General features: G+C 39.8%; 21 protein-coding genes. 8 read left to right on the forward strand and 13 right to left on the reverse strand.

The window, feature by feature from the left end; translation table 11 throughout:
- Window positions 1–2 precede the first annotated feature (2 nt).
- The 10 genes from FHS59_RS06075 to pdxA form a co-directional block, all read right to left on the reverse strand.
- Window positions 3–2,126: a c-type cytochrome domain-containing protein gene (locus tag FHS59_RS06075; protein ID WP_184493973.1), complete on the reverse strand. Its 2,124-nt coding sequence runs from the start codon at window positions 2,124–2,126 to the stop codon at window positions 3–5.
- Window positions 2,127–2,131: 5 nt separating this feature from the next.
- Window positions 2,132–3,586: a DUF1501 domain-containing protein gene (locus FHS59_RS06080; protein ID WP_184493975.1), complete on the reverse strand. Its 1,455-nt coding sequence runs from the start codon at window positions 3,584–3,586 to the stop codon at window positions 2,132–2,134.
- 2 nt (window positions 3,587–3,588) lie between these two features.
- The gene (locus FHS59_RS06085; RefSeq protein WP_184493977.1) at window positions 3,589–5,904 is read right to left on the reverse strand and encodes a PSD1 and planctomycete cytochrome C domain-containing protein; all 2,316 of its coding nucleotides are present in this window, start codon (window positions 5,902–5,904) and stop codon (window positions 3,589–3,591) included.
- Between the two features lie 206 nt (window positions 5,905–6,110).
- A complete protein-coding gene (gene accC, locus FHS59_RS06090; RefSeq protein ID WP_184493979.1) occupies window positions 6,111–7,460 on the reverse strand; it encodes an acetyl-CoA carboxylase biotin carboxylase subunit in 1,350 nt (449 codons plus the stop codon).
- A 24-nt stretch (window positions 7,461–7,484) separates the two neighbouring features.
- Window positions 7,485–7,964 carry an acetyl-CoA carboxylase biotin carboxyl carrier protein gene (accB, locus tag FHS59_RS06095; protein WP_184493981.1) on the reverse strand — a complete coding sequence of 160 codons (480 nt, stop codon included), beginning with the start codon at window positions 7,962–7,964 and terminating at the stop codon, window positions 7,485–7,487.
- Between the two features lie 91 nt (window positions 7,965–8,055).
- Window positions 8,056–8,619, reverse strand: coding sequence for an elongation factor P (efp, locus tag FHS59_RS06100; protein ID WP_184493983.1), 564 nt, complete (start codon window positions 8,617–8,619; stop codon window positions 8,056–8,058).
- Between the two features lie 23 nt (window positions 8,620–8,642).
- Complete coding sequence (locus FHS59_RS06105; protein WP_184494513.1) at window positions 8,643–9,641, reverse strand: beta-ketoacyl-ACP synthase III; 999 nt, start codon at window positions 9,639–9,641, stop codon at window positions 8,643–8,645.
- 229 nt (window positions 9,642–9,870) lie between these two features.
- Window positions 9,871–10,062, reverse strand: coding sequence for a 50S ribosomal protein L32 (gene rpmF / locus FHS59_RS06110; protein WP_057938136.1), 192 nt, complete (start codon window positions 10,060–10,062; stop codon window positions 9,871–9,873).
- Window positions 10,063–10,080: 18 nt separating this feature from the next.
- On the reverse strand, window positions 10,081–10,650 hold the full coding sequence (locus FHS59_RS06115; RefSeq protein WP_184493985.1) for a YceD family protein: 570 nt from the start codon (window positions 10,648–10,650) through the stop codon (window positions 10,081–10,083).
- A gap of 113 nt (window positions 10,651–10,763) precedes the next feature.
- Window positions 10,764–11,780, reverse strand: coding sequence for a 4-hydroxythreonine-4-phosphate dehydrogenase PdxA (gene pdxA / locus FHS59_RS06120; RefSeq protein WP_184493987.1), 1,017 nt, complete (start codon window positions 11,778–11,780; stop codon window positions 10,764–10,766).
- A gap of 120 nt (window positions 11,781–11,900) precedes the next feature.
- On the opposite strand from pdxA, the gene rsmA reads away from it, so the two are divergent.
- From rsmA to FHS59_RS06145, 5 genes are all read left to right on the forward strand, one after another.
- Window positions 11,901–12,686, forward strand: coding sequence for a 16S rRNA (adenine(1518)-N(6)/adenine(1519)-N(6))-dimethyltransferase RsmA (gene rsmA / locus FHS59_RS06125; RefSeq protein ID WP_184493989.1), 786 nt, complete (start codon window positions 11,901–11,903; stop codon window positions 12,684–12,686).
- Complete coding sequence (gene mgtE / locus FHS59_RS06130) at window positions 12,673–14,040, forward strand: magnesium transporter (protein WP_184493991.1); 1,368 nt, start codon at window positions 12,673–12,675, stop codon at window positions 14,038–14,040. The genes rsmA and mgtE overlap by 14 nt, the downstream gene beginning before the upstream one ends.
- A 115-nt stretch (window positions 14,041–14,155) precedes the next feature.
- On the forward strand, window positions 14,156–15,085 hold the full coding sequence (locus FHS59_RS06135; protein ID WP_184493993.1) for an NAD(P)-dependent oxidoreductase: 930 nt from the start codon (window positions 14,156–14,158) through the stop codon (window positions 15,083–15,085).
- A 162-nt stretch (window positions 15,086–15,247) separates the two neighbouring features.
- On the forward strand, window positions 15,248–15,721 hold the full coding sequence (gene greA / locus FHS59_RS06140) for a transcription elongation factor GreA (protein ID WP_184493995.1): 474 nt from the start codon (window positions 15,248–15,250) through the stop codon (window positions 15,719–15,721).
- Between the two features lie 40 nt (window positions 15,722–15,761).
- Window positions 15,762–16,154, forward strand: a complete 393-nt coding sequence (locus tag FHS59_RS06145) for an HIT family protein (RefSeq protein WP_184493997.1) — start codon at window positions 15,762–15,764, stop codon at window positions 16,152–16,154.
- Window positions 16,155–16,182: 28 nt separating this feature from the next.
- Here the strand turns inward: FHS59_RS06145 and FHS59_RS06150 are convergent, their stop codons facing one another.
- The 3 genes from FHS59_RS06150 to FHS59_RS06160 form a co-directional block, all read right to left on the reverse strand.
- Window positions 16,183–17,058, reverse strand: a complete 876-nt coding sequence (locus tag FHS59_RS06150) for a carbohydrate kinase family protein (protein ID WP_184493999.1) — start codon at window positions 17,056–17,058, stop codon at window positions 16,183–16,185.
- Between the two features lie 3 nt (window positions 17,059–17,061).
- Window positions 17,062–18,393: a sugar porter family MFS transporter gene (locus tag FHS59_RS06155; RefSeq protein ID WP_184494001.1), complete on the reverse strand. Its 1,332-nt coding sequence runs from the start codon at window positions 18,391–18,393 to the stop codon at window positions 17,062–17,064.
- Window positions 18,394–18,471: 78 nt separating this feature from the next.
- A complete protein-coding gene (locus FHS59_RS06160; protein WP_184494003.1) occupies window positions 18,472–19,767 on the reverse strand; it encodes an acetyl-CoA hydrolase/transferase family protein in 1,296 nt (431 codons plus the stop codon).
- A 238-nt stretch (window positions 19,768–20,005) separates the two neighbouring features.
- Here FHS59_RS06160 and FHS59_RS06165 point away from each other — a divergent pair, with 238 nt between their 5' ends.
- From FHS59_RS06165 to FHS59_RS06175, 3 genes are read left to right on the forward strand one after another with little or no spacing between them, the layout of a single operon-like run.
- Complete coding sequence (locus tag FHS59_RS06165; protein WP_184494005.1) at window positions 20,006–23,383, forward strand: methylmalonyl-CoA mutase family protein; 3,378 nt, start codon at window positions 20,006–20,008, stop codon at window positions 23,381–23,383.
- Window positions 23,384–23,430: 47 nt separating this feature from the next.
- Window positions 23,431–23,844, forward strand: coding sequence for an OsmC family protein (locus FHS59_RS06170; RefSeq protein WP_184494007.1), 414 nt, complete (start codon window positions 23,431–23,433; stop codon window positions 23,842–23,844).
- Window positions 23,844–24,083, forward strand: a complete 240-nt coding sequence (locus FHS59_RS06175; RefSeq protein WP_184494009.1) for a hypothetical protein — start codon at window positions 23,844–23,846, stop codon at window positions 24,081–24,083. Before FHS59_RS06170 ends, FHS59_RS06175 begins: the two co-directional genes overlap by 1 nt.
- Window positions 24,084–24,103: the final 20 nt, after the last annotated feature.

Below are 24,103 nucleotides of genomic sequence, written 5' to 3' on the forward strand. Positions count from 1 at the left end.
TTTTAATCTTCCAAGAGCACCTCATCAATAAAAAACCAACCTTTTTCACCAGCTCCAGGATGCCATTTCGGCAATTTGGAGATTGGTGTTAATCTCACACGAATTTCATCATATGATCCTTCAGGTAGGTCATACAATAAAGCTTCTAGTCTTGGTATTTTGATATCTTCGCTTTGAGGAGGAGTTTCCTTTATTGCCAATTCCCAGTTTCCAGATTTTTTAACCCAAATTTCAACCTGAGTAGGAGGAAAAATATAAGCGCTTTCATTATATAAAACACTGAAAACAATTTGTTTAGGCTTTCTTGAGTCAGCTAATTTCACAATAAAATCCGCAGGGTTTTCCTGAAAGCCAAGCCATTCACCAGTAGTGTGAGTTGGTTTACTTTTTACTTCATCGTTTAATGTAATTGCTCCTTTACCGGCGTATTTTTCATTTGGTTCAGAGAGTAGTTCGATTTCTGAAGGTTTGATTCCGGATTTGAATAATAAGATACTTTCCTCAGGACTCCCGATCCAGCCCTTTGCAAAAGCCTTTGCACTGATTCTGGAAGTGTTTTTTAGTGAAAATGGACCTGAATACGATTTACTGGAAATACTATCTGGTGTCGACCCATCGAGCGTATATCGAATATCCACGGTCGGAATTGGATGCTTTATTTCCAAAAGAGTGCTATCCTTAAATAGAATATCATCGTAAATCAGTTTAGGGGCATTCAATTCATAGATTAAACCAGATTCATCAAAACCAAAATCAATTTCTACGCCTACTAACTCTGTTTGAAGTTTTGTCATTCCGTTTTCCGAAAAATCCGTTTTCCAAGCAAAAAGCTTTTTCAGGTTCTTCAGCTTTTTAAGATCAGGGATGACTTCATCAGTGATTTTGTTTCCAGAAATAGCTAGACTTTCCAAAGTTTCTATCTTACTCAAATCTGAAATTTGTGAATTACTTAACCCTGCGAAATTCACCTGGATTTCCTCCAAATTTGGAAATTTGCTGAAAAGTGAAAGGTCAACACCTTCCAAGGGCATTTTATTCAAATTGATTTTGACCACCTGTTCTTTGATCTTGGTCAGGTCTTTTAAGCTTTCGGGATCAAAGGCAGAAATTCCGAAATAGGAAACTTCCAGAGCAGGAGAATCTGGGTACAAAGGATTGATTTTTCTGAAAAAATTATTCAATTCTTCCACCAAATCCGGATCTGCTGCATCGAATGAATAGGTTTTATTTTCGTCAAACTTTGCTGAGGCAAAAATAAATAGATCGTTTTCAGGCTCAAGATCAACCACCTTCTTTTCGAAATCCGCTCCGTTCAAAACCCAGGCAGTCAATATTTCTAATTCTTCATCAGTTAGCTGCTCCTTGTTTTTGGGAGGCATGTGTTCTTTCTCTTCTTTAGGCAAATGTATTCGCTGGGTAAGCAAAGATTCTTTGGTGTCACCAGGGACGATAAATGGACCGGATTCTCCACCTTTTTTGATCCCTTCCAAATGATCCAATCGTAACTCACCTTTGATTTTCCCCTCCTTATGGCAACTCAGACACTTTGCTTCCAAAATAGGCTGAACCATATCAGTAAAAATAACGGCTTCTGAAAGCTGTACCTTCTTGACTTCTTGGCTTTGAAAAGGTGCTAAAAGAAAATCTGATCCGTGGGTTAAATTGGCTCCCAAATGGCCAGTAAGGACAATAACAGCTCCCAATCCTATGGTTAATGGTTTTAAAAGAGCACTTTGTTTTTCTCTATAAAAATAAATCAAAATAGAGAGGACAAATGTGGCAATTCCCATCCATTGATGCCAATCTAAGTCCGCTCCTTCAAAATCTTCTTGTGCTAGCAATAAACCTGCTATGACGGTTATTCCTGCAAAATTACTTCCAATCAAAAGACAATAGGTTCCGACTTCTTTGATCTCTGGTTTTAATTTAGGGATCCAGAAAAATACCAATCCCATTAAGATCAAAACAATTGGAAAATGGAGTAGTAGGGGATGTGACCTGCCGAGAACTTGAAGCCAATCTGGAATTAAAAGGTTAGAACCTCCAATTACCAAAATGCATGTCAACCCTAACCAAACGAAAAGCGAGTTTTCGAGGATTTGCTTAAACCTTTGTGCTTGAATCATAAATTTTAGGCCAGTAAATCCTTAATGACTTTTCCTGAAACATCAGTTAATCTATACCTTCTTCCTAAATGCTTGTAGGTAAGTCGCTCATGGTCGATTCCCATAAGATGAAGCATTGTTGCTTGGAAATCGTGGACATGAACAGGGTTTTCGACAATGTTGTAGCCAAATTCATCCGTTTCTCCATAGACCATTCCGGACTTGACACCGCCACCGGCCATCCAAATGGAAAACGCTCGAGGATGGTGGTCTCTTCCATAATTATCAAGCTGGATTTTACCCTGGCAATAATTCGTTCTACCAAACTCCCCACCCCAAATCACTAAAGTTTCATCAAGCAAACCTCTTTGTTTCAAATCAGAAATCAATGCTGCCGAAGCCTGATCTACATCTTTTGCTTGCATGGCCATTTGAGAAGGTAAATCTCCATGTTGATCCCAGCCTTGGTGATAAAGCTGAACGAATCTAACGCCGCTTTCCGAAAGCTTTCTTGCTAGCAGGCAATTGGCTGCATATGTTCCTGGCACCAAACAATCCGGACCATACATTTTGATGATACTATCTGGTTCTTTAGAGACATCAGTCATTTCAGGAACAGCGGTTTGCATCCTAAAAGCCATTTCGTATTGCTGGATTTTAGCACTGATTTCAGGATCATTAAATTCTCGATAACTGAGGTCATTCATGGCCGCTATCTGATCTAACATTTTCCTTCTTTCATCCCGAGACATGGATTTTGGATCTTTTAAATACAAAACCGGGTCTTCGGAATTAGAAAATTGGACGCCTTGATGCGTAGCATCTAAAAACCCATTGCTCCAAAGCTTTGAATAAACTCCCTGTCCATTTCCTTTTCCTCTACTCAAAAGGACACAGAAGGCAGGTAAATTGCTGTTTTCACTTCCCAAACCATAACTAAGCCAAGAACCCATACTTGGACGGTTTCCAACTTGCGCTCCTGTTTGGAAAAATGTCAAAGCGGGATCGTGATTGATTGCCTCTGTATGCATGGATTTGACGATACAAATATCGTCTACCACACTGGCAGTATGCGGAAATATTTCAGAAATCCATGCTCTGGATTCCCCGTATTGATTGAATTTAAAATAGGAACCCACCAATGGAAATGAGGATTGTCCTGCAGTCATCCCTGTGAGTCTTTGGCCTTGACGAATTGATTCAGGCAATTCCTCGCCCATATTTTTATTTAATAAAGGCTTGTAATCAAATGATTCCAATTGGCTAGGAGCTCCATTTTGGAAAAGGTAAATTACTCGTTTAGCCTTCGGAGCAAAATGAGGGAGAGCAGCCATGATAGCTTCTTCGTCCGGGCTACCTCCTTTAAACAAATCTGGAATTAAAAGTGAACCTAATGCCGCACTCCCAACTCCCAAGCTCAACTTGGACAAAAACTTTCTTCTGTTAAGATTTAATCCCTGCTCTAAAATTTCCTTGTCCATCTTTAAATCTTTGTAATAGTTTCTTCCAAATTGTATAAACTGACGATCACCTGCATCAATGCGGCAGTTCTGGCATTCTCCTGTTCTGATGAAATTGGATACTCCCCAACTTCAAGAGTTGGTTTGATCTGATCCTGATTCGATTCAAACCGTTTCAGTTGATCCTCAAAATAACTTTCCAATAACTCTTCTTCCTCTGAGTTCATATCTCGGCAAAGAATCCTCTTAAATGCCATTTGAATTGCTTCATTGTCATTTTCGTAAGTTTCTTCCAGATTCGCTGCAAGGACTCTCGAAGCTTCTAAAACCATCGGGTCATTCAGCATCACTAATGCCTGTAATGGCGTATTGGTTCTTCCTCGACCCACTTCACATTGATCTCTGTTGCTGGAATCGAAAATAATTGCCTTTGGAGGTGGTACGGTCAGCTTAATGAAATTATATAGCCCTCTACGGTAAAGACTTTTTCCGGTGTCTTGAACATACGTTGCCAAGACTCCGCGACCTGAAGAAGCCGCTTCCCAAACACCTTCTGGCTGATAAGGTTTTACGCTAGGACCACCGAGTTCTTGGTGTAGTAAGCCGCTACTAGCTAAAACTAAATCCTGAATATTTTCTGCTGATAACCTTAGTCTTGGTGCTCTTGCTAAATAGATGTTTTCAGGATCTTTAGCCAAATGATTTTTGGTGATCTCGGCTGATTGTTGGTAGGTTGCAGAGCTAAGGATTTGCTTTAATAATCGCTTGATATCCCATCCATTTTCCATAAAATCTGCAGCTAGCCAATTTAGAAGCTCAGGATGACTTGGTAAATCTCCTTGCATTCCAAAGTCTCCGGCGGATTTTACGATGCCTGTACCGAATATTTCCTGCCAAATCAAATTTACAAAGACTCTTGAAGTAAGTGGGTTGTCTCTGTTGGTGGTCCATTCTGCTAGCCCAAGCCGATTAGCTTCAAGACCTTTTGGGAATTCTAAGATCGAGGAAGGAGTAGATGCGGAAACAGGTACGGAAGGAGCGTCATAGACACCTCTATCTAAAATGTACGTGGTCCTTTTTTCTTCTTCACCTAGTTCGCCCATCACCGATACACTTAATTTGGAAGTGTCCTGATAGTTAATGAAACTCATTATTCCTGAAAGATCCTGCTCGTCAATCCAAAGAATAGGAGTTTTTGCAGGTTTGGAAACAGAAACATCCCCTTCATATCCCTTTTCAGGTGTATTGTTGAAGAAGGCAAACATTTCATAATATTCCTGTTGGGAAAATGGATCGTATTTATGGTCATGGCATTGTGCACATTCCATCGTGATTCCCAAGACCCCTTTGCTGAATGTATTTGTTTTGTCTAGAACATATTCAATTCTATATTCTTCATCGATTACACCACCTTCTTCGGTGTACTTGTGATTTCTATTAAAAGCTGTCGCTAAAATCTGCTCTTTGGTGGGGTCAGGAAGCAAATCTCCCGCAAGTTGCCAAGTGATAAACTGGTCATAAGGCATATTTTCATTAAATGCATGAATTACCCAATCTCGATAAGGCCATTGTCCTCTGATGTTGTCATCTTGATACCCGTAGCTATCTGCATATCTGGAAATATCCATCCAAAGCACGGCAAGTTTTTCTCCGAAAGATTGGTCAGATAAAAGGCCATTTAATAGGTCTTCGTAGCTATTTTCACCAGTCAAATCTCCAAACCGATCTAATAACTCCGGACTAGGAGGCAGTCCAGTCAGATCCAGACTTGCTCGTTTGATTAATTCATGTGGTTTTGCAACAGGGTTAGGTTCAAGCCCATTTTCCTCCATTTTTTGAAGCACAAATCGATCAATTTCATTCTTAGACCAATCATCAGAAGGAGGGAGGTTAGGCTTTTCAACTTTTGTAAAAGCCCAGTGGGGTTCATATTTCGCACCTTGTTCTATCCATTTTTTAATCAGAGTGATTTCTCTTTCTGTCAACACCAGATTTGATTCAGGAGGGGGCATCATTTCCCCTGGATCCTCAGAAATGATCCTGTGGTAAACTTCAGACTCTTGAAGGTTTCCAGAAACTAAAGCAAATTTCCCTGGGCTTTCTTTTAGTGCAGCAAAAGCTCCATCCTCGGTGTCTAACCTTAAATCAGCTTCTCTTTTATTGGCATCAGGACCATGGCATGCAAAGCATTTGTCAGATAAAATCGGACGGATGTGAAAATTGTAGCTCACTTGGTCAATTCCTGTTAGAGTACTGCTACTCTCGTTTTTTTCCTGACAAGAGAATAAAATGGCAGCTAGCGAAACTAAAACCGGAATTTTTATCTGCTTAAAGGTCATTTGGGGTAATTTTAGGTTTTCAAGTTATAAAAAAAAATAACAAAAGTCATCCGGTATTTATTCAAATTTTTTAAATATTAACTCCCGAAAAATACTTCTTGATAGCCAATCTACTAGAAAAACATGATTAGTAGTTAAGTTGAAAATTTCATTAAAATAAAAAAAGCTGCCCATTTGAGCAGCTTTTAACTTGGTATAAGGTTGGATTATTTTTTAATAACTGAGAAATCAAATGTTTCCAGGAACTTCGTAGTGAAGTTTCCAGCTTTAAATTCAGGATCTTCCAATAAAGCGATATGGAAAGGAATTGTAGTTTTGATTCCATCAATCACAAACTCTTCCAAAGCTCTTTTCATTCTTACAATTACCTCTTCTCTGGACTGACCGCTAACAATTAGTTTGGCAATCATTGAGTCGTAATTTGGAGGAATCACATATCCTGCATAAACGTGAGAGTCAACTCTGACACCTCTGCCTCCTGGGATATGAAGATTGTTGATTTTTCCTGGACTTGGTCTGAACCCATTTGCAGGATCTTCGGCATTGATTCTACATTCCATTGCAAATAGCTTTGGATAGTAGTTTTTACCACTGATGACATCTCCAGCGGCTACTTTGATTTGTTCTTTGATCAAATCAAAGTCAGTTACTTCTTCTGTAATCGGATGCTCCACCTGAATTCGGGTGTTCATCTCCATAAAGTAGAAGTTTCTGTTTTTATCCACCAGGAATTCAATCGTTCCAGCTCCTTCGTATCCGATGGCTTCTGCTCCTTTAATGGCTGCTTCACCCATTGCATTTCTCAATTCATCTGTAATGAAAGGAGATGGAGTTTCTTCAACTAATTTTTGGTGTCTTCTTTGGATTGAACAGTCTCTTTCAGATAGGTGACATGCTCTTCCTTTATTATCTCCTATAATCTGGATTTCGATATGTCTAGGCTCTTCTACGAATTTTTCTAGATACAATCCATCGTTTCCGAAAGCAGCTCCAGATTCCATTCTAGCATCATCCCAAGCTTTTTTGAAACCGCTTTCTTCTTTCACGATTCTCATTCCTCGGCCACCACCACCTGCAGTTGCTTTCAGGATTACTGGGTAACCCATTTCATTTGCAAGTTTGACGCCTTGTTCGATAGACTCTAAAAGTCCATCTGATCCAGGAACTGTAGGAACACCAGCTTCTCTCATGGTTGCTTTAGCCGTAGCCTTGTCACCCATTTTAGCGATCATTTCTGGACTTGCTCCTATAAACTTGATGCCATATTCTTCACAAATTCTTGAGAATTCAGCATTTTCTGAAAGGAAACCATATCCCGGGTGAATCGCGTCAGCATTGGTGATTTCAGCTGCTGCAATAATTCGAGGGATATTTAAGTAAGACTCTCTACTTGGAGCAGGGCCAATACAAACTGCTTCGTCCGCAAATCTTACATGAAGGCTATCTTTGTCAGCAGTAGAATAAACAGCAACCGTTTTGATTCCCATTTCCTTGCAGGTACGGATCACTCGTAGTGCTATTTCCCCTCTATTGGCAATTAGTATCTTTTTAAACACGGTGTTTTCTTTTAGTTTGGAAAATTATCCTGCAGGATCTACAAGGAATAAAGGCTGATCATATTCTACTGGAGTAGAATTAGTTACCAATATTTTCACAATTTTTCCAGAAACTTCAGACTCGATTTCATTGAAAAGCTTCATAGCTTCGATGATACAAACTGTCTGTCCTGGTTTTACACTGTCTCCTACGTTTACAAAAGCCGGAGAGTCAGGATTAGGAGTCAAATAGAAAGTTCCGATCATTGGGGATTTAATTTCCACCAAATTTGAAGCCTCTTGAGCTGCAGGAGCCGCAGCAGGAGCTGCCGGAGCAGGTGCTGGAGCCGCTTGAGCAGGTGCCGGAGCTGCAACTGGTGCAGGTGCCGGAGCAGCTTCCACTACTCGTACGTTGGATGAATCTTTCTTAATTGATAGTTCAAACTCATCAGTTTTGATTTTGACTTCTGCCAAGCCTGAATTTGAGATATAATCAATCAGCTCTTGAATCTCTTTAGGTTTCATAGTCTCGTTTTTATTAAAATGTCCAAGGACAATCCAAAATTGGGTTTAAATAAAAATAGCTGTTACAATCAGTAATGCACAGCTAAGTTAATTATTTTACTCGTTCGGAATAGGATCCGTCTCTAGTATCTACTTTGATCATGATATCCTGCTCTACAAACAATGGTACCATTACCGTCGCTCCAGTTTCTACTGTCGCAGGTTTAAGGGCGTTTGTAGCAGTATCTCCTTTGATACCAGGTTCTGTATAGGTGATCATCAGCTCTACAAATGGAGGTAATTCTACAGAAAGTGGTGTTTCAGTCTCGTCATGAACTAAGATGTCAACCAATTGTCCGTCTTTCAAAAGATTTGATCTTTCGATCAGTTTTTCTTCAATAGAAATCTGCTCAAATGTATTGGTGTCCATAAAATGGTATCCCAAATCATCCTTATATAGGAATTGATGTGGTCTTTTCTCAACCCGGGCAGTTTCTACTTTTTCCCCCGCATTAAATGTTTTATCCAGAGTTTTGCCAGTTGTAAGTCCTTTTAGCTTAGTTCTTACGAAAGCCGCACCCTTTCCAGGTTTTACGTGCTGGAATTCAACAATGGTAAAAATATCATTGTTCATCACCAGACAAAGCCCGTTTTTAAAATCTGCAGTACTTGCCATATGTTTACTTATTAATTAACGAATTATTTTGGGTCGTATCCCCACTTCATATAAATAGCTCCCCAGGTGAATCCACCTCCGAATGCTGCCAAAATCAAATTGTCTCCTTTTTTCAATTGGCTTTCATAATCCCAAAGACAAAGTGGGAGAGTAGCAGCAGTGGTGTTGCCATATTTCTCAATATTCATCATGACTTTGTCTGAACCGATTCCCATTCTGCTCGAAGTGGCATCGATGATTCTCTTGTTTGCCTGATGAGGTACCAGCCAAGCGACATCATCACTTGTCAGATTGTTTCTTTCCATGACAGCTGCACTGACATCCGCCATATTGGTTACTGCAAATTTAAATACAGTTGAGCCTTCCTGAGCAGCAAAATGTTCACGGGCATCCACTGTTTCATGAGTAGCAGGTTTCATACTGCCTCCAGCTTTCATATTCAGGTAAGGAGCTCCAGATCCATCTGAATGAAGAAGTGCATCCATGATTCCGAACTCTTCTGTGGTTGGTTCCAATAGCACCGCTCCTGCACCATCTCCAAAAAGGATACAGGTGGTACGATCTTCATAATTTACAATCGAGGACATTTTATCTGCTCCTACTACGATTACTTTCTTATGCTGACCAGTTTGGATGAATTGACTTCCGATTTGAAGTGCATATAAAAATCCAGAACAAGCTGCTGAAATATCAAAACTAAAGCTTTTTTTAGCGCCTACTTTATCTGCGATGATATTAGCAGTAGCAGGAAAAGGCATGTCAGGTGTTACAGTAGCGCAAATAATCAGGTCAATATCCATTGGATCGGTATTGGTTTTTGCCAATAAACCTTTGATTGCCTCTACACCCATGACAGAAGTTCCCTGATTTTCACCCTTGAGAATTCTTCTTTCTTTGATTCCTGTTCTTGTGTAAATCCACTCGTCGTTGGTATCTACCAGAGTTTCAAGTTCTTTGTTAGTTAATCGGTACTCAGGAACGTATCCTTGAATCCCGGTCACCATGGCTCTGATTTTGTCCATCATATTTTGGTTATGCTAAGGAGCCCCAAATATAAAACTCCTTAAAATGGGTTGAAAGGTAGGTAAGCTTTCTTTGGGGAATGCCAAAAATATTATAATTGTCTCTGACCACCAAAACAAAAACTACCATTGGAATTCAATATACTGAAAGACAGTGATTTGAATTCCTATTAAAACAAAAAATCCATTCTGAAAGAAGAATGGATTTTAATTTTCTTAAGAATATAACTTAAGCTAGGATTTCTTTTTCAATGATAACTTGTCCTTTGTAGTACAATTTACCATCCAACCAGAACGCTCTGTGCGGCAAGTGCATTTCACCAGTGGTTGGGCATTTAGCCAATCCAGGAGCCTCTAACTTGTAATGAGTTCTTCTTTTATCTCTTCTGGTTTTCGAAATTTTTCGTTTAGGATGTGCCATTTTATGTGTGGTTTATGATTATTCCTTGTTTTTTAAATTTTTTAATGATGCCCAGCGGGGATCAATTTCTTTTGTTTCTTCTTCTGAGTTGTCCTCAAGTTCGTCGTCCTCAAACTCTTCTTCATCTAAATAGACAATGCCGCCTTCTCCTTCAAAATCATCCTCATCCAATTCATTTCTGTAATCAGGATGAATTTTTTTTGCAGGAAGATTAAGCAATATGAATTCGTAAATCAGCTGCGCCACATTCACAGAAGGGGTGTCCCTTGTGATCATAATGACATCTTCATTGATTTCAGCTTCTTCACTGCCATACTTGTAGATCATGGTTTCCTCAATATCCAATGGCTGATCGTACTCTTCTAGACTTCTGTCACAGGTGAGTCTTACTTTGCCTTGAATCTGAAATACCATTTCTATCAGATTAGCGCCTTTATTCATTTTGACCCGTACGGTCAAATTGCCTTTTTCGACAAGATGATTGTCTTCGAAATGTTGAAAGAACGAATCTCCGATTTCGAAGTCGATTTCGTGTCTTCCCTCAACGAACTTAATTACCTCAATATCAAAGGTTCTCCAGAATTTCACGATTCCTCCTCTCGATTTAAGACCGCAAATTTAGGGAATTATTTAAATAGGATAAAATAGATTGTAAAATAATATTTGGTGATTTGCGGTTTTCTCTCCAATTATTTGATTTTCTATTCGCTTTTTTCTCCGTGTTGCTCCACAATATCGGCAGCTAGAAAGATTGCAGCTCTCATGGAGCCTTCATCCGCCAGGTTTTTACCTGCAATATTATAGGCTGTTCCGTGATCTGGAGAGGTTCTAATGACAGGTAAACCTGCGGTGAAATTCACTCCAGTACTAAAGGCGATGGATTTAAATGGAATTAATCCCTGATCATGATACATCGCTAAAATTCCATCAAATTTTGTCTGATGCATCATCCCAAAGAATCCATCAGATGGATAAGGACCAAAAACCATTTTATTCTGGTCTTTCAATTCCCGGATTGCCGGTTTAATGATTTGTTCTTCCTCTTGGCCCAATAGTCCATCTTCGCCTGCATGAGGATTCAATCCTAAAATAGCAATCTTGGGCTTGTTGATTCCAAAATCTTTTTCCAATGATGCCAAAAGCAAATTTGCTTTTTGGGTTATTCTTTCTTTGGTGACTGTTTCAGAAACTTTAGCCAAAGGAATATGACCGGTTACCAAACCAACTCTTAATTCCTCAGAAACCATCAGCATCAAACTGTCTTTTGCTCCGACGGCAGACGTGATGAACTCTGTATGTCCTACAAAGTGCAATTCTTCGGAATTGATGTTGTTCTTATTGACAGGTGCAGTAACAAGGGCTTGGATAGCATTTGATTTTAAATCTTCCATAGCCATCGAAAGAGCTGCCAAGGCCATTTTTCCTGCTTCTTGGGATTCTACTCCAGGAATCACTTCAGGACATTCTTCTAAGGCATTGATGACATTGACACGTTTGTGCTGGATTTCATTTAATGATTTGATCTGCACAAAATTAAAATCCTCAATTCCCAGAATCTTTTTATAGAACGAAATGGCTTTGCCATGGCCATAAATTAAAGGAGTGAAATTTTTAAAGATGCGATTGTCAGATAATGCTTTGATCGTCACTTCGATTCCTACTCCATTGATATCTCCAATGCTGATCCCAATGATGGGTTTGCTCTTTCTTATGTTCATATAATTTTGGGCTTTGCGAATATTGGCTTTTAATTGCAGGCCGATTCGCAGGGTAGTCCTTTAGGAATATTCTCTTATTTTTGAAGTTGCTAATTTATAAAAAATAATCAGAGCTAACCGATGGAAAAAGTCAGAGCCAAAAAACATCTTGGCCAGCACTTTTTGACCGATTTGAGTATTGCGGAGCGGATAGCTCTGGCGGTCAAAGGGCATGGTGGGGTAAAAAAAGTCCTGGAGATCGGACCTGGGATGGGTGTGCTCACAGATTATTTGTTGAAAAGTGACCTAGAACTCTATCTGATTGATATAGATAAAGAGTCCATTGACTACTTACATAAGAAATACCCGAGCCTTGACCAGCGGATTATTTATGGAGATTATTTAAAGTATGATTTACAAAAAGTAATCCCGGATCAATATGCAATCGCAGGGAACTTCCCTTACAATATTTCCTCTCAGATTTTCTTTAAGGTTTTGGAAGTCCGCGATCAGGTGACCGAAGTCGTCTGTATGCTTCAAAAAGAAGTGGCTGAGCGGATAGCGTCCCCAAAAGGAAATAAGGATTATGGTATCCTTTCGGTTTTGCTTCAGGCATTTTACGATATAGAATATTTGTTTTCTGTTCCACCTGAAGTCTTTGACCCTCCTCCGAGAGTGAACTCAGGAGTCATTCGCTTAGTTAGGAATGAAGTAAAGAGCCTCGACTGTAATGAGAAATTGTTTTTTCAAGTAGTCAAAGGTGGATTTGGAAATAGAAGAAAGACGCTTAGAAATTCTTTAAAGTCATTTCAACTTCCAGAAGAATTAAAAGAGAATGCATTGATGGATAAGCGTGCCGAGCAATTGGATGTCGCTGACTTTGTTTTTATCGCACAACAAATAGAAGCTTCCCGTGGAAATCATTAAGCAATTTGAACTTTCGAAGGAGTACCTAGAAAGCCTCAGACTGGGGATTGAAGAGGAGAATAATGCCTTCATCAAAGACTCTCTTGATGGTGCCAATGTTGCCGACGTTGCCGCAATTTTGGACGAACTTTCGATGGATGAATCCATCTATGTTCTGCGTTTGCTAGAAAATCAGTTTTCCGCGGATATTCTGATCGAGCTGGATGAAGATACTTTGTCCAGAGTGTTGAAAGAAATGGAAGCGCCGGAGATCGCCAGCTTGATCGAATGCATGGACTCCGATGATGGTGCGGATATTTTGAATCTTCTTCCACTTCGGGAGAGGGAAGAAGTAATCAGTTATTTCACTGATAGACAAAAGTCAGAGCAGATTCTGGAACTATTACGTTACGAAGAGGATACTGCCGGTGGTATTATGGCAAAGGAATATATCCGAGCCAATAAAAACTGGAATGTAGTCCAGACTATCAATGAAATCAGAAGACAAGCTGAAAACGTAGATAAAATCTTTTCGATTTATGTTGTCGATAACAAACAGCAGCTGCTTGGCCGTGTTTCACTGAAACGCATTGTCCTTGCATCTGAGCAAACCAAAATCGAGGATATTTATGAGGATGAGGTAATCTCAGTACCAACTCATATGGATCAAGAGGAAGTGGCAGAAATCATGCGTCGTTATGATTTGGAAACTGTTCCTGTGGTCAATGTGAAAAACAAATTGGTTGGTAGAATTACGTTTGATGACATCTTGGATATCATCCGGGAAGAAGCTGAGGAAGATATTCAGGCGATGACTGGTATCTCGGATACAGTTGATGAATATGATAGTGTAATCCGTCTTACAAAAGCTCGTCTGCCTTGGTTGTTGATTGGGATTGTTGGAGGATTATTGGGAGCAGGGTTTATTGGGTTCTTCGAAGAGGGATTGGGCAAAGTAACTGCTCTGGCATTTTTTATTCCCCTAATTACTGCCACAGGAGGAAATGTAGGAATTCAGTCTTCCTCTTTGGTGGTGCAATCACTAGCCAGCAAATCAGCTTTTGACGATTCGATTGTCAAACGTTTTCTAAAGGTATTGGCTGTAGCTGTCATCAATGGATTGATTCTCGCCACTTTTGTTTTTGCGGTGGTGGTCTTGTTTTATCAAAGTGATGTGGCTTTTGGTTTAGTCGTGGCTATCGCTTTGTTTTCCGTGGTTTTGCTTTCCTCTTTTATGGGCACGATCACTCCGATTCTTTTGGACAAAGCCGGTATCAATCCTGCTTTGGCATCTGGTCCATTTATTACAACAGCAAATGATTTATTGGGACTTGCAGTTTACTTTTTAGTAGCAATGTCTCTTTTGCACATTTAAAATCTTCGCATGAAATCGAGCGTGTCGCAAACGGTATATTGAAAGTGAATTATTCCCCTTGCGAGATTCCTCCCGATATATTTCGGGATGACATTAATAAACTAAAAGAAAACAGATGAAAATTCTGATTATTGATGAAATGCATTTGAGCATTGTGCCAATGCTTGAGAAAAAAGGGCATGAGGTAAACTATGCACCAAAAATCACCCGAAGTGAAATACTTGAAATCGTAGACCAATACGATGGACTTATAATCCGCTCCAAAACCCCTATGGACAGGGAATTATTGGAGAAAGCCAACAATCTGAAATTTATTGGGAGAGCGGGTGCTGGCTTGGATCAGATCGATTTGGAATATTTGGTGGAAAGAGGAGTTAAACTGTTTCATGCTGCCAAAGGGAATAGAGATGCGGTGGCGGAACATGCTGTAGGGATGCTTTTGGCACTATGTAATAATATCAAAAAATCAGACTCTGAAGTACGCAAAGGAATTTGGGATCGGGAAGGAAATCGTGGTCATGAATTAATGGGGAAATCAGTCGGAATTTTGGGTTATGGCAATATGGGGAAATCTTTTGCCAGAAGGCTGAAGGGATTCGATGTGGACATCTATGCCTATGACAAATACAAATTTGATTTTGGTACCAATGCTGTTCAGGAAGTGATCTGGGAAAAGGTGAAAGCCGAAGCAGAAATCTTAAGTATTCATGTCCCTTTGACTCAGGAAACGCGAAATTTTTTAACCATCGAGGAATTGGAGAGTTTTGCAAATCCGATTTGGCTGATCAATACTGCAAGAGGAGAAGTGATCAGTTTCAAGACTCTAAATGAAGCTTTGGACAGAGGTATTCTTCGAGGTGCAGTGTTGGATGTTCTGGAAAACGAGAAGTTTCAGAGATTCACGGATGAGCAAAAAGAAGAGTTTGAAAAATTAGCACAGAGAGAAAATGTATTGTTCAGTCCTCATGTCGCTGGATGGACTTTTGAGTCTTATAAAAAAATAAATAGAGTCATGGTAAAGAAGATAACAAAAGCCTTCAAATAGCCGTTTTAAGACTATTATTGATAGAATATGAAAAATAGTTCAATTGTTTTGTAGCAATTGGTTTATTATCTTTGAGCATCAAATAAAGACATCTGGCAAAGTAACGGTCACCAAAACGCGACCGTTACTTTGTTTTTGGTGCCTTTCTAATTGAGAAAAAATATGGGAAAAGTACAATACTACACCGAAGAAGGGCTGAAGAAATTGAAAGATGAACTTCAGGAATTAAAAACGAAAGGACGTACCGACATTGCGAAGCAAATTGCTGAGGCAAGAGACAAAGGAGACTTAAGTGAGAATGCTGAATACGATGCAGCGAAAGATGCACAAGGTCACCTTGAACTTAAAATTGCCAAGTTGGAGGCTGTTGTAGGAAATGCAAGAGTTTTCGATAATTCGCAGATGGATACTTCCAAAGTTGGAATTCTTAGTACCGTTAAAATTAAAAATGTCAAAAACGGCATGACCGTTTCTTATACCCTGGTATCTGAGGAAGAAGCTGATTTGAAAGCTGGAAAAATCTCCTTGGGTTCTCCATTCGGAAAAGGTTTGGTAGGCAAAAAAGTAGGTGAAGTTGCAGAAATCAATGCACCTGCTGGCGTACTTCAATTCGAAATTTTAGATATATCTTATTAATCATTTATCCCGGCTAGTCCGGGATTTTTTGTTCAAAATTATGGCTTCAATTTTCACCAAAATCATCAATCGAGAAATTCCCGCTCAGATCGTAGCAGAGGATGAAAATTACATTGCTTTTCTGGATATCATGCCACTTGTCAAAGGGCACGTTTTGGTCGTTCCAAAGCAAGAGGTGGATTATATTTTTAACCTGGAACCGGAAGTTTTATCCGGGCTTCATCTCTTTGCCCAGAAAGTAGCCAAAGCCATGGATAAAACCATCAAGTGTACTCGAATAGGAGTGGCAGTGATTGGTCTGGAAGTGCCTCATGTGCATGTGCACCTTGTTCCGCTGAAAACGATGGATGATATTAATTTCACCAGACCGAAACTCAAGCTAAGTTCAGAGGAATTAGCGGAAATAGCCAATCAGATCAGAAAAGGTTTTTAAAGAAAAAGGGAAGTTTTACTTCCCTTTTTTAGTTGATAGACTCTATGTCTGAAATAGTGTAGCTTGGAGTCCCTCCATTTTTTGAAGCGACAAAAGCTCCCATTTTACTGGCAAAATCCAATGTATCTTCCAGTGCCCTGCCTTCAAGATGGCATTTGACAAAGCCACTTAAAAATGCATCTCCAGCACCTATACTGTCCGCCACTTTTACCTTATATCCTGCATGTGAGATGATTCCTCCCTTTTTATAGATCAAAGCGCCATTGGCACCTTTGGTGACGCAAGTCAAGTCCATTGGATAATGTTGATCCAAGTATTCACATACCGCTTTGATGCTTGGGTCTAGATTGAAGTAATCAGCGAAGATTTCCAGTTCATCCTCATTGATTTTTAGAATATCCGCAAAGCCCAAAAGCGTTTCTATCACTTCGAAATCATAAAATGGAGATCGGAGATTGGCATCAAAAACCCTTAATGTTTTGTGGTGAAGAAGTTTGATTAAAGTAGTCAAACTGTCTGGGGTTCGAACTCCCAAAGTTCCAAAAACAAATGCATCAGCTTTGGAGACTTCTTGATCCATAGCTTCATTCCAGTTGATAAAATCCCAAGCTACAGGGGAAACAATATCATACTTCATGTTTTCAGGATCTGAATCATCCACCAAAACTTTGGAGGTCTCGTGCTCTTCGGAAATCTGGATCAGACTAGTTGGGAATCCGAATTGTTCCAAAAAATTGATCAATCCTTTTCCATCTTCGTCATTTCCTACAGCAGAAATTAATTTTGACTCCAGTCCAAGTCGATGAAGGTTGAGTGCCACATTCATAGGAGCTCCTCCGGGAATAGCCCCTCCCGGTAGACAATCCCACAACATTTCTCCAAAGACGATAACCTTATTTTTCATGTTTTAATGAATATTTTGATGGATTTCTTCCAATGATTTTCCTTTTGTTTCCGGCATTATAAATTTCACCCATAGCAGCTGCCAAACCATCATGATAGCAAAGAAAGAGAAGATGTAGCCTGGTCCAAACTGATTGGCGAAGAAAGGGAAAACATTGGCGATGATGGCTGCCAAAATCCAGTGTGTAAAGGACCCGATAGATTGACCATATGCTCGTAAATCATTCGGGAACATTTCTGAAATGAATACCCAAATAACAGATCCTTGACCTATGGCATGGGAAGTGATAAATGCAAAGACGAATATGGGTAACCAGAAAGTAGGGATTCCAGGACCAAGGAAATTAAATGCCATCAATGATAGCGAGATAATGTATCCAACTGAGCCGATGTACATCAATTTCTTTCTTCCGATTCTATCGATTAAATAAAGGCCGAGGAAAGTCGCTAATAAATTGACGATTCCGATGCCAATCGTAGATATCAATGCACTTTCAGTGGAAATTCCAGCCATTTCAAATACTCTTGGAGCAAAATAAATAATGGCATTGATGCCAGAGACTTGGTTGAAGAAAGCGAACATGATCGCCATGACGGTGGTTGGAAGAAATCTCTTCTCGAAAATAGCTGAGAAGCTACCTGCCTTTTTCATTTTTTTCTCCTCCTCCAATGCCAGTCGAATTGCTTCATCCACACCATCAGGATCAGTTCGGGTCAAAATTGCTCTGGCCTGAACTTCATCATTTTTCTTTCCGATCAGCCATCTTGGACTTTCTGGAATTCGGAAAATCAGGATCGAATAGATAAATGCAGGAAGGGCCTCTGCAGCTAGCATCCATCTCCAATCCTGTACTAATTCAGCTGTTCCGATCAAATAATTTGAAACATAAGCCATCACAATACCAAATACGATGTTGAATTGATAAAGCGCCACCAAAAGTCCTCTGTTTTTAGCGGGTGCAATTTCTGAGATATACATCGGAGCAACTACAGAAGAAGCTCCAACTCCAAGACCACCGAGAAATCTGAAAATCGTAAATGAAGTAACATCCCAGGCCATTGCTGAACCCAAAGCCGAGATCAGGTAAAACAACCCAATCCAAAGTAAGCTCTGCTTTCTTCCGATTTTGTCTGCAGGAATTCCTCCAAATAATGCACCGATTACTGTTCCGTATAATGCCGAAGCAATAGCCAAACCATGCATCCAATCGCTTAGTTTCCAAACTTCTTGTATCGCTCTTTCTGCACCGGATATAACGGCTGTGTCAAAGCCAAAAAGAAAACCGCCTAGCGCAGCAGTGATGGAGACAAAGAATGCATAATTTTTTGAAGACATAGTATTTCGGGTCATTGGAGCCCTAATCTATAGAGAAGCCGAATAAATAAAAACTGAATCTCAGTCAATCAGCAATTTTTATCGAAATGGATAGATATAGCTTCCAAATCTTTCAACGATTGCTTTTTCCAAATCTTCCTGATGATCTGGATGAGCAATTCGCATCAATTCATAGGCTCTTTGTCTTAGGTTTTTACCATATAGGTTGGCAATTCCATTTTCGGTAACCACGTATTGCATATGTGCTCTGGTGGTCACGACACCAGCACCTTCTTTTAAAAATGGGACAATTTTAGAAGCTCCTTTTTTTGTTTGGGAAGGCAAAGCCATGATAGGTTTTCCTCCTACGGACAAAGCGGCTCCTCTCATAAAATCCATTTGCCCGCCTACACCTGAATAGTGATAGCTTCCGATCGAATCTGCGCAAACCTGACCGGTAAGGTCCATTTCCACGCAACTGTTAATTGAGATGACTTTTGGGTTTTTTCGAATAACTGCTGTGTCATTCACATAGGCAGCTTCATGAAATGAAAACTCTGGATTGTCGTGAACTGCATCGTACAATTCTCTCGTACCTGCAGCAAAAGATGAGACAACTTTACCGGGATGTTTTTTCTTGTAAGCATTGGTTACAGCACCAGACTTCATTAAATCAAGAATACCATTGGAGAACATTTCTGTGTGCACTCCCAAATCTTTGTGATGCTTCAATGAGCTCAGAACTGCATCTGGAATTGCGCCGATTCCCATTTGCAAAGTCGATCTGTCCTCTATGAGAGAAGAGATATGATGACCAATCTGGATTTCTAGATCTGTGATTTTCTTTGAGTAATCAATTTCTGGCAAAGGATCGTCCACATGGATGGCGGCGGAAAATTTAGAAATGTGAATATGCCCATCGCCATGCGTTCTCGGCATTCTTTTGTTTACTTGGGCAATGATAATTCTAGCTGTTTCTATCGCTGGTTTTGCCACATCCACAGAAGTGCCAAGAGTGCAAAAACCATGTGCATCAGGTTCGGAAACATGGATCAATGCCACATCTATTTCTAGGATTTTATTTCGAAACAAATGGCCTATTTCACTTAGAAAAATCGGGACATAGCCACCATGATCTGAATTGACCGCTTTTCTGACATTTTCAGAAACAAAGAGTGAATTCATAAAGAAAGACTCTTTGCAATCCGGCTGAACGAGCGGCATTTCTCCCAAAGTGGTAATCGCGACTAGTTCTACATTTCTGAGTTCATCTTTTTTTGCTGCCAAAGCATGAAGCAGTCGGGTAGGAGTAGCAGCACTTCCGTGAATGAAAACCCGCTGATGACTTTTGATCAGGGAAACTGCATTTTCTGCTGAAGTGTAGGTGATCGACATAAAAATTTCTTGGTTTAGGTTGCCACAAAAGTATTCTATAAGATCGCAAAATTTCCTGATTTAAATCATCCGACTCAGTGTAAGTGATCAATTGAAACCAAAGAATATTTTGTTTAGAAGGCCTGAATCCAAGGTCTTCTCGTGTGATTTTGCGTATATTCGCGAGCAGGTAAAAATCTAGATTTTTGCTTTAAGAAATGTGTGAATTCAATTGCCATAAATAAAATAAACCCACTATATGACTGTGTCAACAGAGATTTATAAACCAAAAAATCATATCAGGATTGTGACAGCTGCCTCTCTTTTTGATGGGCATGATGCTGCGATCAATATCATGCGTAGGATTATTCAATCCACTGGTTGCGAGGTGATTCATTTGGGACATAACCGGTCTGTTCAGGAGATTGTTGATTGTGCTATTCAAGAAGATGTTCAAGCGATTGCGATCACTTCTTATCAGGGTGGACATGTCGAGTTTTTTAAATACATGTATGACCTGTTAAAAGAGAAAGGTGCTGGTCATATCAAGATTTTTGGAGGGGGAGGAGGTACCATCCTTTTGGAAGAAATTAAAGAACTTCACGCATACGGAATTGCTAGGATTTATGCACCTGACGATGGTCGTGCAATGGGCCTTCAGGGAATGATCAATGATTTGGTGAAACAATCTGATTTTCCTATTGGCGATCAACTTCAGGAAGGATTTAAAATTGATAGAGAAAATAAAGCATTTATCGGAAGGGCTATTTCAGCATTTGAAAACTTTCCAGAAAAGTCAAAATCACTTCTAGATGAAGTAAGATCCGCTAGCGCCAATTCCAAAACTCCTGTTTTGGGTATAACTGGAACAGGTGGAGCAGGAAAATCTTCATTAGTGGATGAGTTGGTCAGAAGATTTCTGATAGATTTTGAGGATAAAACACTTGCCATTATTTCAGTCGATCCATCAAAAAGGAAAACTGGTGGTGCACTTTTGGGCGATAGAATCAGAATGAATGCCATTCACCATCCACGGGTATTTATGAGGTCATTGGCGACAAGACAGTCCAATTTGGCACTTTCTAAATACGTTCAGGATGCAGTTGATACAGTAAAGGCCTTTGGTTTTGATTTGGTGATTTTGGAGACTTCTGGAATTGGCCAATCTGACACTGAAATCATCGAGCACTCTGATTTATCCTTGTATGTGATGACGCCAGAATATGGAGCGGCATCTCAACTGGAAAAGATCGATATGCTTGATTTTGCCGATGTTATCGCGCTAAACAAATTTGATAAAAGAGGAGCACTGGATGCGATCAGAGATGTGAAAAAGCAGTTTAAGCGAAACCATAATCTTTGGGATATCGAAGATGATGCAATTCCTGTTTTTGGCACAATTGCCTCTCAGTTCAATGATCCAGGAATGAATCAGCTTTACAAAGCTTTGATTTCAAAGATCAATACGGATCATGCTGGTTGGGAAAGTAGTTTTGAGCTTTCCGCAGGTACTTCCGAAAAGATTTACATCATTCCTCCATCTAGGACTCGTTATTTGTCAGAAATCGCGGAGACAAATCGTAATTATGACCTTTGGGTAGAAGAGCAAAAAGAAATCGCTCAGAAGCTGTATAGCATCAAAAAATCAATGGAAACAATCCAGTCTCTTCAAGTAGAAGATTCGGATCGTTTGTTAAAAGAGCTAGAGGAAGTTTATTCCAAAGTGGAATTGGATCTGGATCCAAAGAACAAAAAATGGATCGAAGAATGGCCTGATGAAGTGGCGATGTATAGCGATGAATTTTATGTTTTTAAAGTTCGGGACAAAGAGATCAAAGTAAAAACCTATTCAAAATCACTTTCTGACACCAAAATCCCGAAAATTTCCCTTCCAAAATATGAAGCTTGGGGAGATTTATTGAAATGGGGCCTTAGGGAAAATGTCCCAGGAAAATTCCCTTACACGGCTGGTGTTTTTCCTTTCAAAAGAGAAGGAGAGGATCCTACAAGAATGTTTGCTGGCGAGGGAAGTCCAGAGCGAACCAACAAACGTTTTCATTATGTCTCTAAAGATATGCCTGCAAAGAGGCTATCGACGGCCTTTGATTCAGTGACACTTTATGGAGAAGATCCAGATTATCGTCCTGATATCTATGGTAAAATCGGAAATTCCGGAGTAAACGTTTGCTGCCTTGATGATGCAAAGAAACTGTATTCTGGATTTAACCTGGTAGATCCGATGACTTCTGTTTCTATGACGATCAATGGACCAGCAGCAACGATGACTGCCTTTTTTATGAATGCTGCAATTGATCAGCAGTGTGAGGTTTATATCAAAGCCAATGGTTTAGAAGATGAAGTCAATCAAAAAATTGATTCGATTTATAAAGAAAAAGGTCTTAAACGACCAGTTTATACTGGAAAAATCCCTGAGGGAAGCGATGGCTTGGGATTGATGCTTTTGGGAGTAACTGGGGATCAAGTTTTGCCAAAAGACGTTTATGCAAAAATCAAAGCTGATACTGTTTCGCGAGTGCGAGGAACGGTTCAGGCAGATATTTTAAAAGAAGACCAGGCACAGAATACATGTATTTTCTCTACGGAGTTTTCTCTTCGTTTGATGGGAGATGTGCAGCAGTATTTCATTGAAAACGGCATCCGTAATTTTTATTCTGTTTCGATTTCAGGATATCATATTGCAGAGGCTGGAGCAAATCCAATCACTCAGTTGGCACTGACTCTCTCAAATGGGTTCACCTATGTGGAGTACTATGTGAGCAGAGGAATGGATATCAATAAGTTTGCACCAAACCTTTCATTCTTCTTCTCAAATGGTATTGATCCAGAGTACGCGGTTATCGGTAGAGTGGCAAGAAGAGTTTGGGCCAAAGCCATGAAATTAAAATATGGTGCAAATGAGCGTTCTCAAATGCTCAAATACCATATTCAAACTTCAGGAAGATCACTTCATGCTCAGGAGATTGATTTTAATGACATCCGAACAACCCTGCAGGCCCTTTATGCGATCTATGATAATTGCAACTCCCTTCATACCAATGCTTATGATGAGGCTATTACCACTCCGACAGAAGCTTCTGTGAGGAGGGCAATGGCGATTCAGTTGATTATAAATAAGGAATTGGGATTGGCGAAGAATGAAAATCCGCTACAAGGAGCATTCATTATCGAAGAATTGACAGACCTGGTAGAAGAGGCGATTTATCTGGAGTTTGACAGGATTACTGAAAGAGGAGGAGTTCTTGGTGCGATGGAAACCATGTACCAAAGAGGAAAAATCCAGGAGGAGAGTCTTCATTACGAAATGCTGAAACATACAGGAGAATATCCGATCATCGGGGTGAATACTTTCCTTTCTTCTGATGGTTCTCCAACTGTAACTCCAGGTGAAGTGATTCGAGCTACAAAGGAGGAAAAAGAAGACCAGATTTCAACTTTCAATAATTTGAATCAATCTCATCCGGAACTTGTTGAAGAACATCTGAAAACGCTAAAATTGGCCGCAGTGAAAAATGAAAATATCTTTGCGGAGCTAATGGAGGCTGCTAAATATTGCTCCTTGGGACAGATCACTCATGCTTTATATGAAGTGGGTGGTCAGTACCGAAGAAATATGTAATACTGAAGCGATAAATTTGATTAAATACTCGAAGAAAGAATAAAATCATGTCAAAAAGGAATGTGACTGTTCGCATGAAAGCGGACTACGAATATGAGGCAGTAAACCCTCAAGGAAATGTTGTTCAGATCGATATGTATGATGCTCCTGAAAAGAAAGCACAATCTCCTATGGATTTGTTGCTTTCAGCCCTTGGAGGCTGCTCTGCAGTAGATGCGGTATTGATGATGAAGAAAAAGAGAAGAACGATCGAATCATTTACTGTAGATGTGGAAGGAATAAGAAATGACGGAGTTCCTGCATTCTACACCGATATTCATTTGTCTTTCACTTTGGTTTCACCGGATGCCAATGAAACAGAGTTTGGCAAGGTGGTAGCGCTATCTGTAGAAAAGTATTGTTCTGTGGCTTCCTCATTGAATCCGAAAATTACTTATTCATTCCTAGTCAAAAGACCTTAATGAGAGTCATTCAGGAATTTACCCAGGAGGAAATACGAATCAGTATTTTCTCCTGGAATAATAAATACATCATCAAATATGAGTTTGGCCCTATGGAACAAACCTTTAAGGTGAGTGAAATGGACGTGCTGGAGGAAAGTGACCTTGAAGTTTTTTGGAAGGGAGAATTTTTTGAAGAGGTCAAACAAAGATTTAAAGAAATGGGAAAAACTTTTCGTGCACAGTTGGAAAATTTATAATTTCCATGATTGTGTAAGTC

The organism is Algoriphagus iocasae (assembly GCF_014206875.1).
In the GTDB taxonomy this organism is placed as follows: Bacteria; Bacteroidota; Bacteroidia; order Cytophagales; family Cyclobacteriaceae; genus Algoriphagus; species Algoriphagus iocasae.

Coding starts and splice junctions, on each gene's coding strand:
- FHS59_RS06145 (WP_184493997.1), top strand. CDS start 15,762: ATGGCTTCAATTTTCACCAAAATCATCAATCGAGAAATTCCCGCTCAG.
- efp (WP_184493983.1), bottom strand. CDS start 8,619: ATGGCAAGTACTGCAGATTTTAAAAACGGGCTTTGTCTGGTGATGAAC.
- FHS59_RS06135 (WP_184493993.1), top strand. CDS start 14,156: ATGAAAATTCTGATTATTGATGAAATGCATTTGAGCATTGTGCCAATG.
- rpmF (WP_057938136.1), bottom strand. CDS start 10,062: ATGGCACATCCTAAACGAAAAATTTCGAAAACCAGAAGAGATAAAAGA.
- accB (WP_184493981.1), bottom strand. CDS start 7,964: ATGAAACCTAAAGAGATTCAAGAGCTGATTGATTATATCTCAAATTCA.
- FHS59_RS06150 (WP_184493999.1), bottom strand. CDS start 17,058: ATGAAAAATAAGGTTATCGTCTTTGGAGAAATGTTGTGGGATTGTCTA.
- FHS59_RS06165 (WP_184494005.1), top strand. CDS start 20,006: ATGACTGTGTCAACAGAGATTTATAAACCAAAAAATCATATCAGGATT.
- FHS59_RS06160 (WP_184494003.1), bottom strand. CDS start 19,767: ATGTCGATCACCTACACTTCAGCAGAAAATGCAGTTTCCCTGATCAAA.
- rsmA (WP_184493989.1), top strand. CDS start 11,901: ATGGAAAAAGTCAGAGCCAAAAAACATCTTGGCCAGCACTTTTTGACC.
- FHS59_RS06155 (WP_184494001.1), bottom strand. CDS start 18,393: ATGTCTTCAAAAAATTATGCATTCTTTGTCTCCATCACTGCTGCGCTA.
- FHS59_RS06080 (WP_184493975.1), bottom strand. CDS start 3,586: ATGGACAAGGAAATTTTAGAGCAGGGATTAAATCTTAACAGAAGAAAG.
- FHS59_RS06105 (WP_184494513.1), bottom strand. CDS start 9,641: ATGGACAAAATCAGAGCCATGGTGACCGGGATTCAAGGATACGTTCCT.
- pdxA (WP_184493987.1), bottom strand. CDS start 11,780: ATGAACATAAGAAAGAGCAAACCCATCATTGGGATCAGCATTGGAGAT.
- greA (WP_184493995.1), top strand. CDS start 15,248: ATGGGAAAAGTACAATACTACACCGAAGAAGGGCTGAAGAAATTGAAA.
- FHS59_RS06075 (WP_184493973.1), bottom strand. CDS start 2,126: ATGATTCAAGCACAAAGGTTTAAGCAAATCCTCGAAAACTCGCTTTTC.
- FHS59_RS06175 (WP_184494009.1), top strand. CDS start 23,844: ATGAGAGTCATTCAGGAATTTACCCAGGAGGAAATACGAATCAGTATT.
- FHS59_RS06170 (WP_184494007.1), top strand. CDS start 23,431: ATGTCAAAAAGGAATGTGACTGTTCGCATGAAAGCGGACTACGAATAT.
- FHS59_RS06085 (WP_184493977.1), bottom strand. CDS start 5,904: ATGACCTTTAAGCAGATAAAAATTCCGGTTTTAGTTTCGCTAGCTGCC.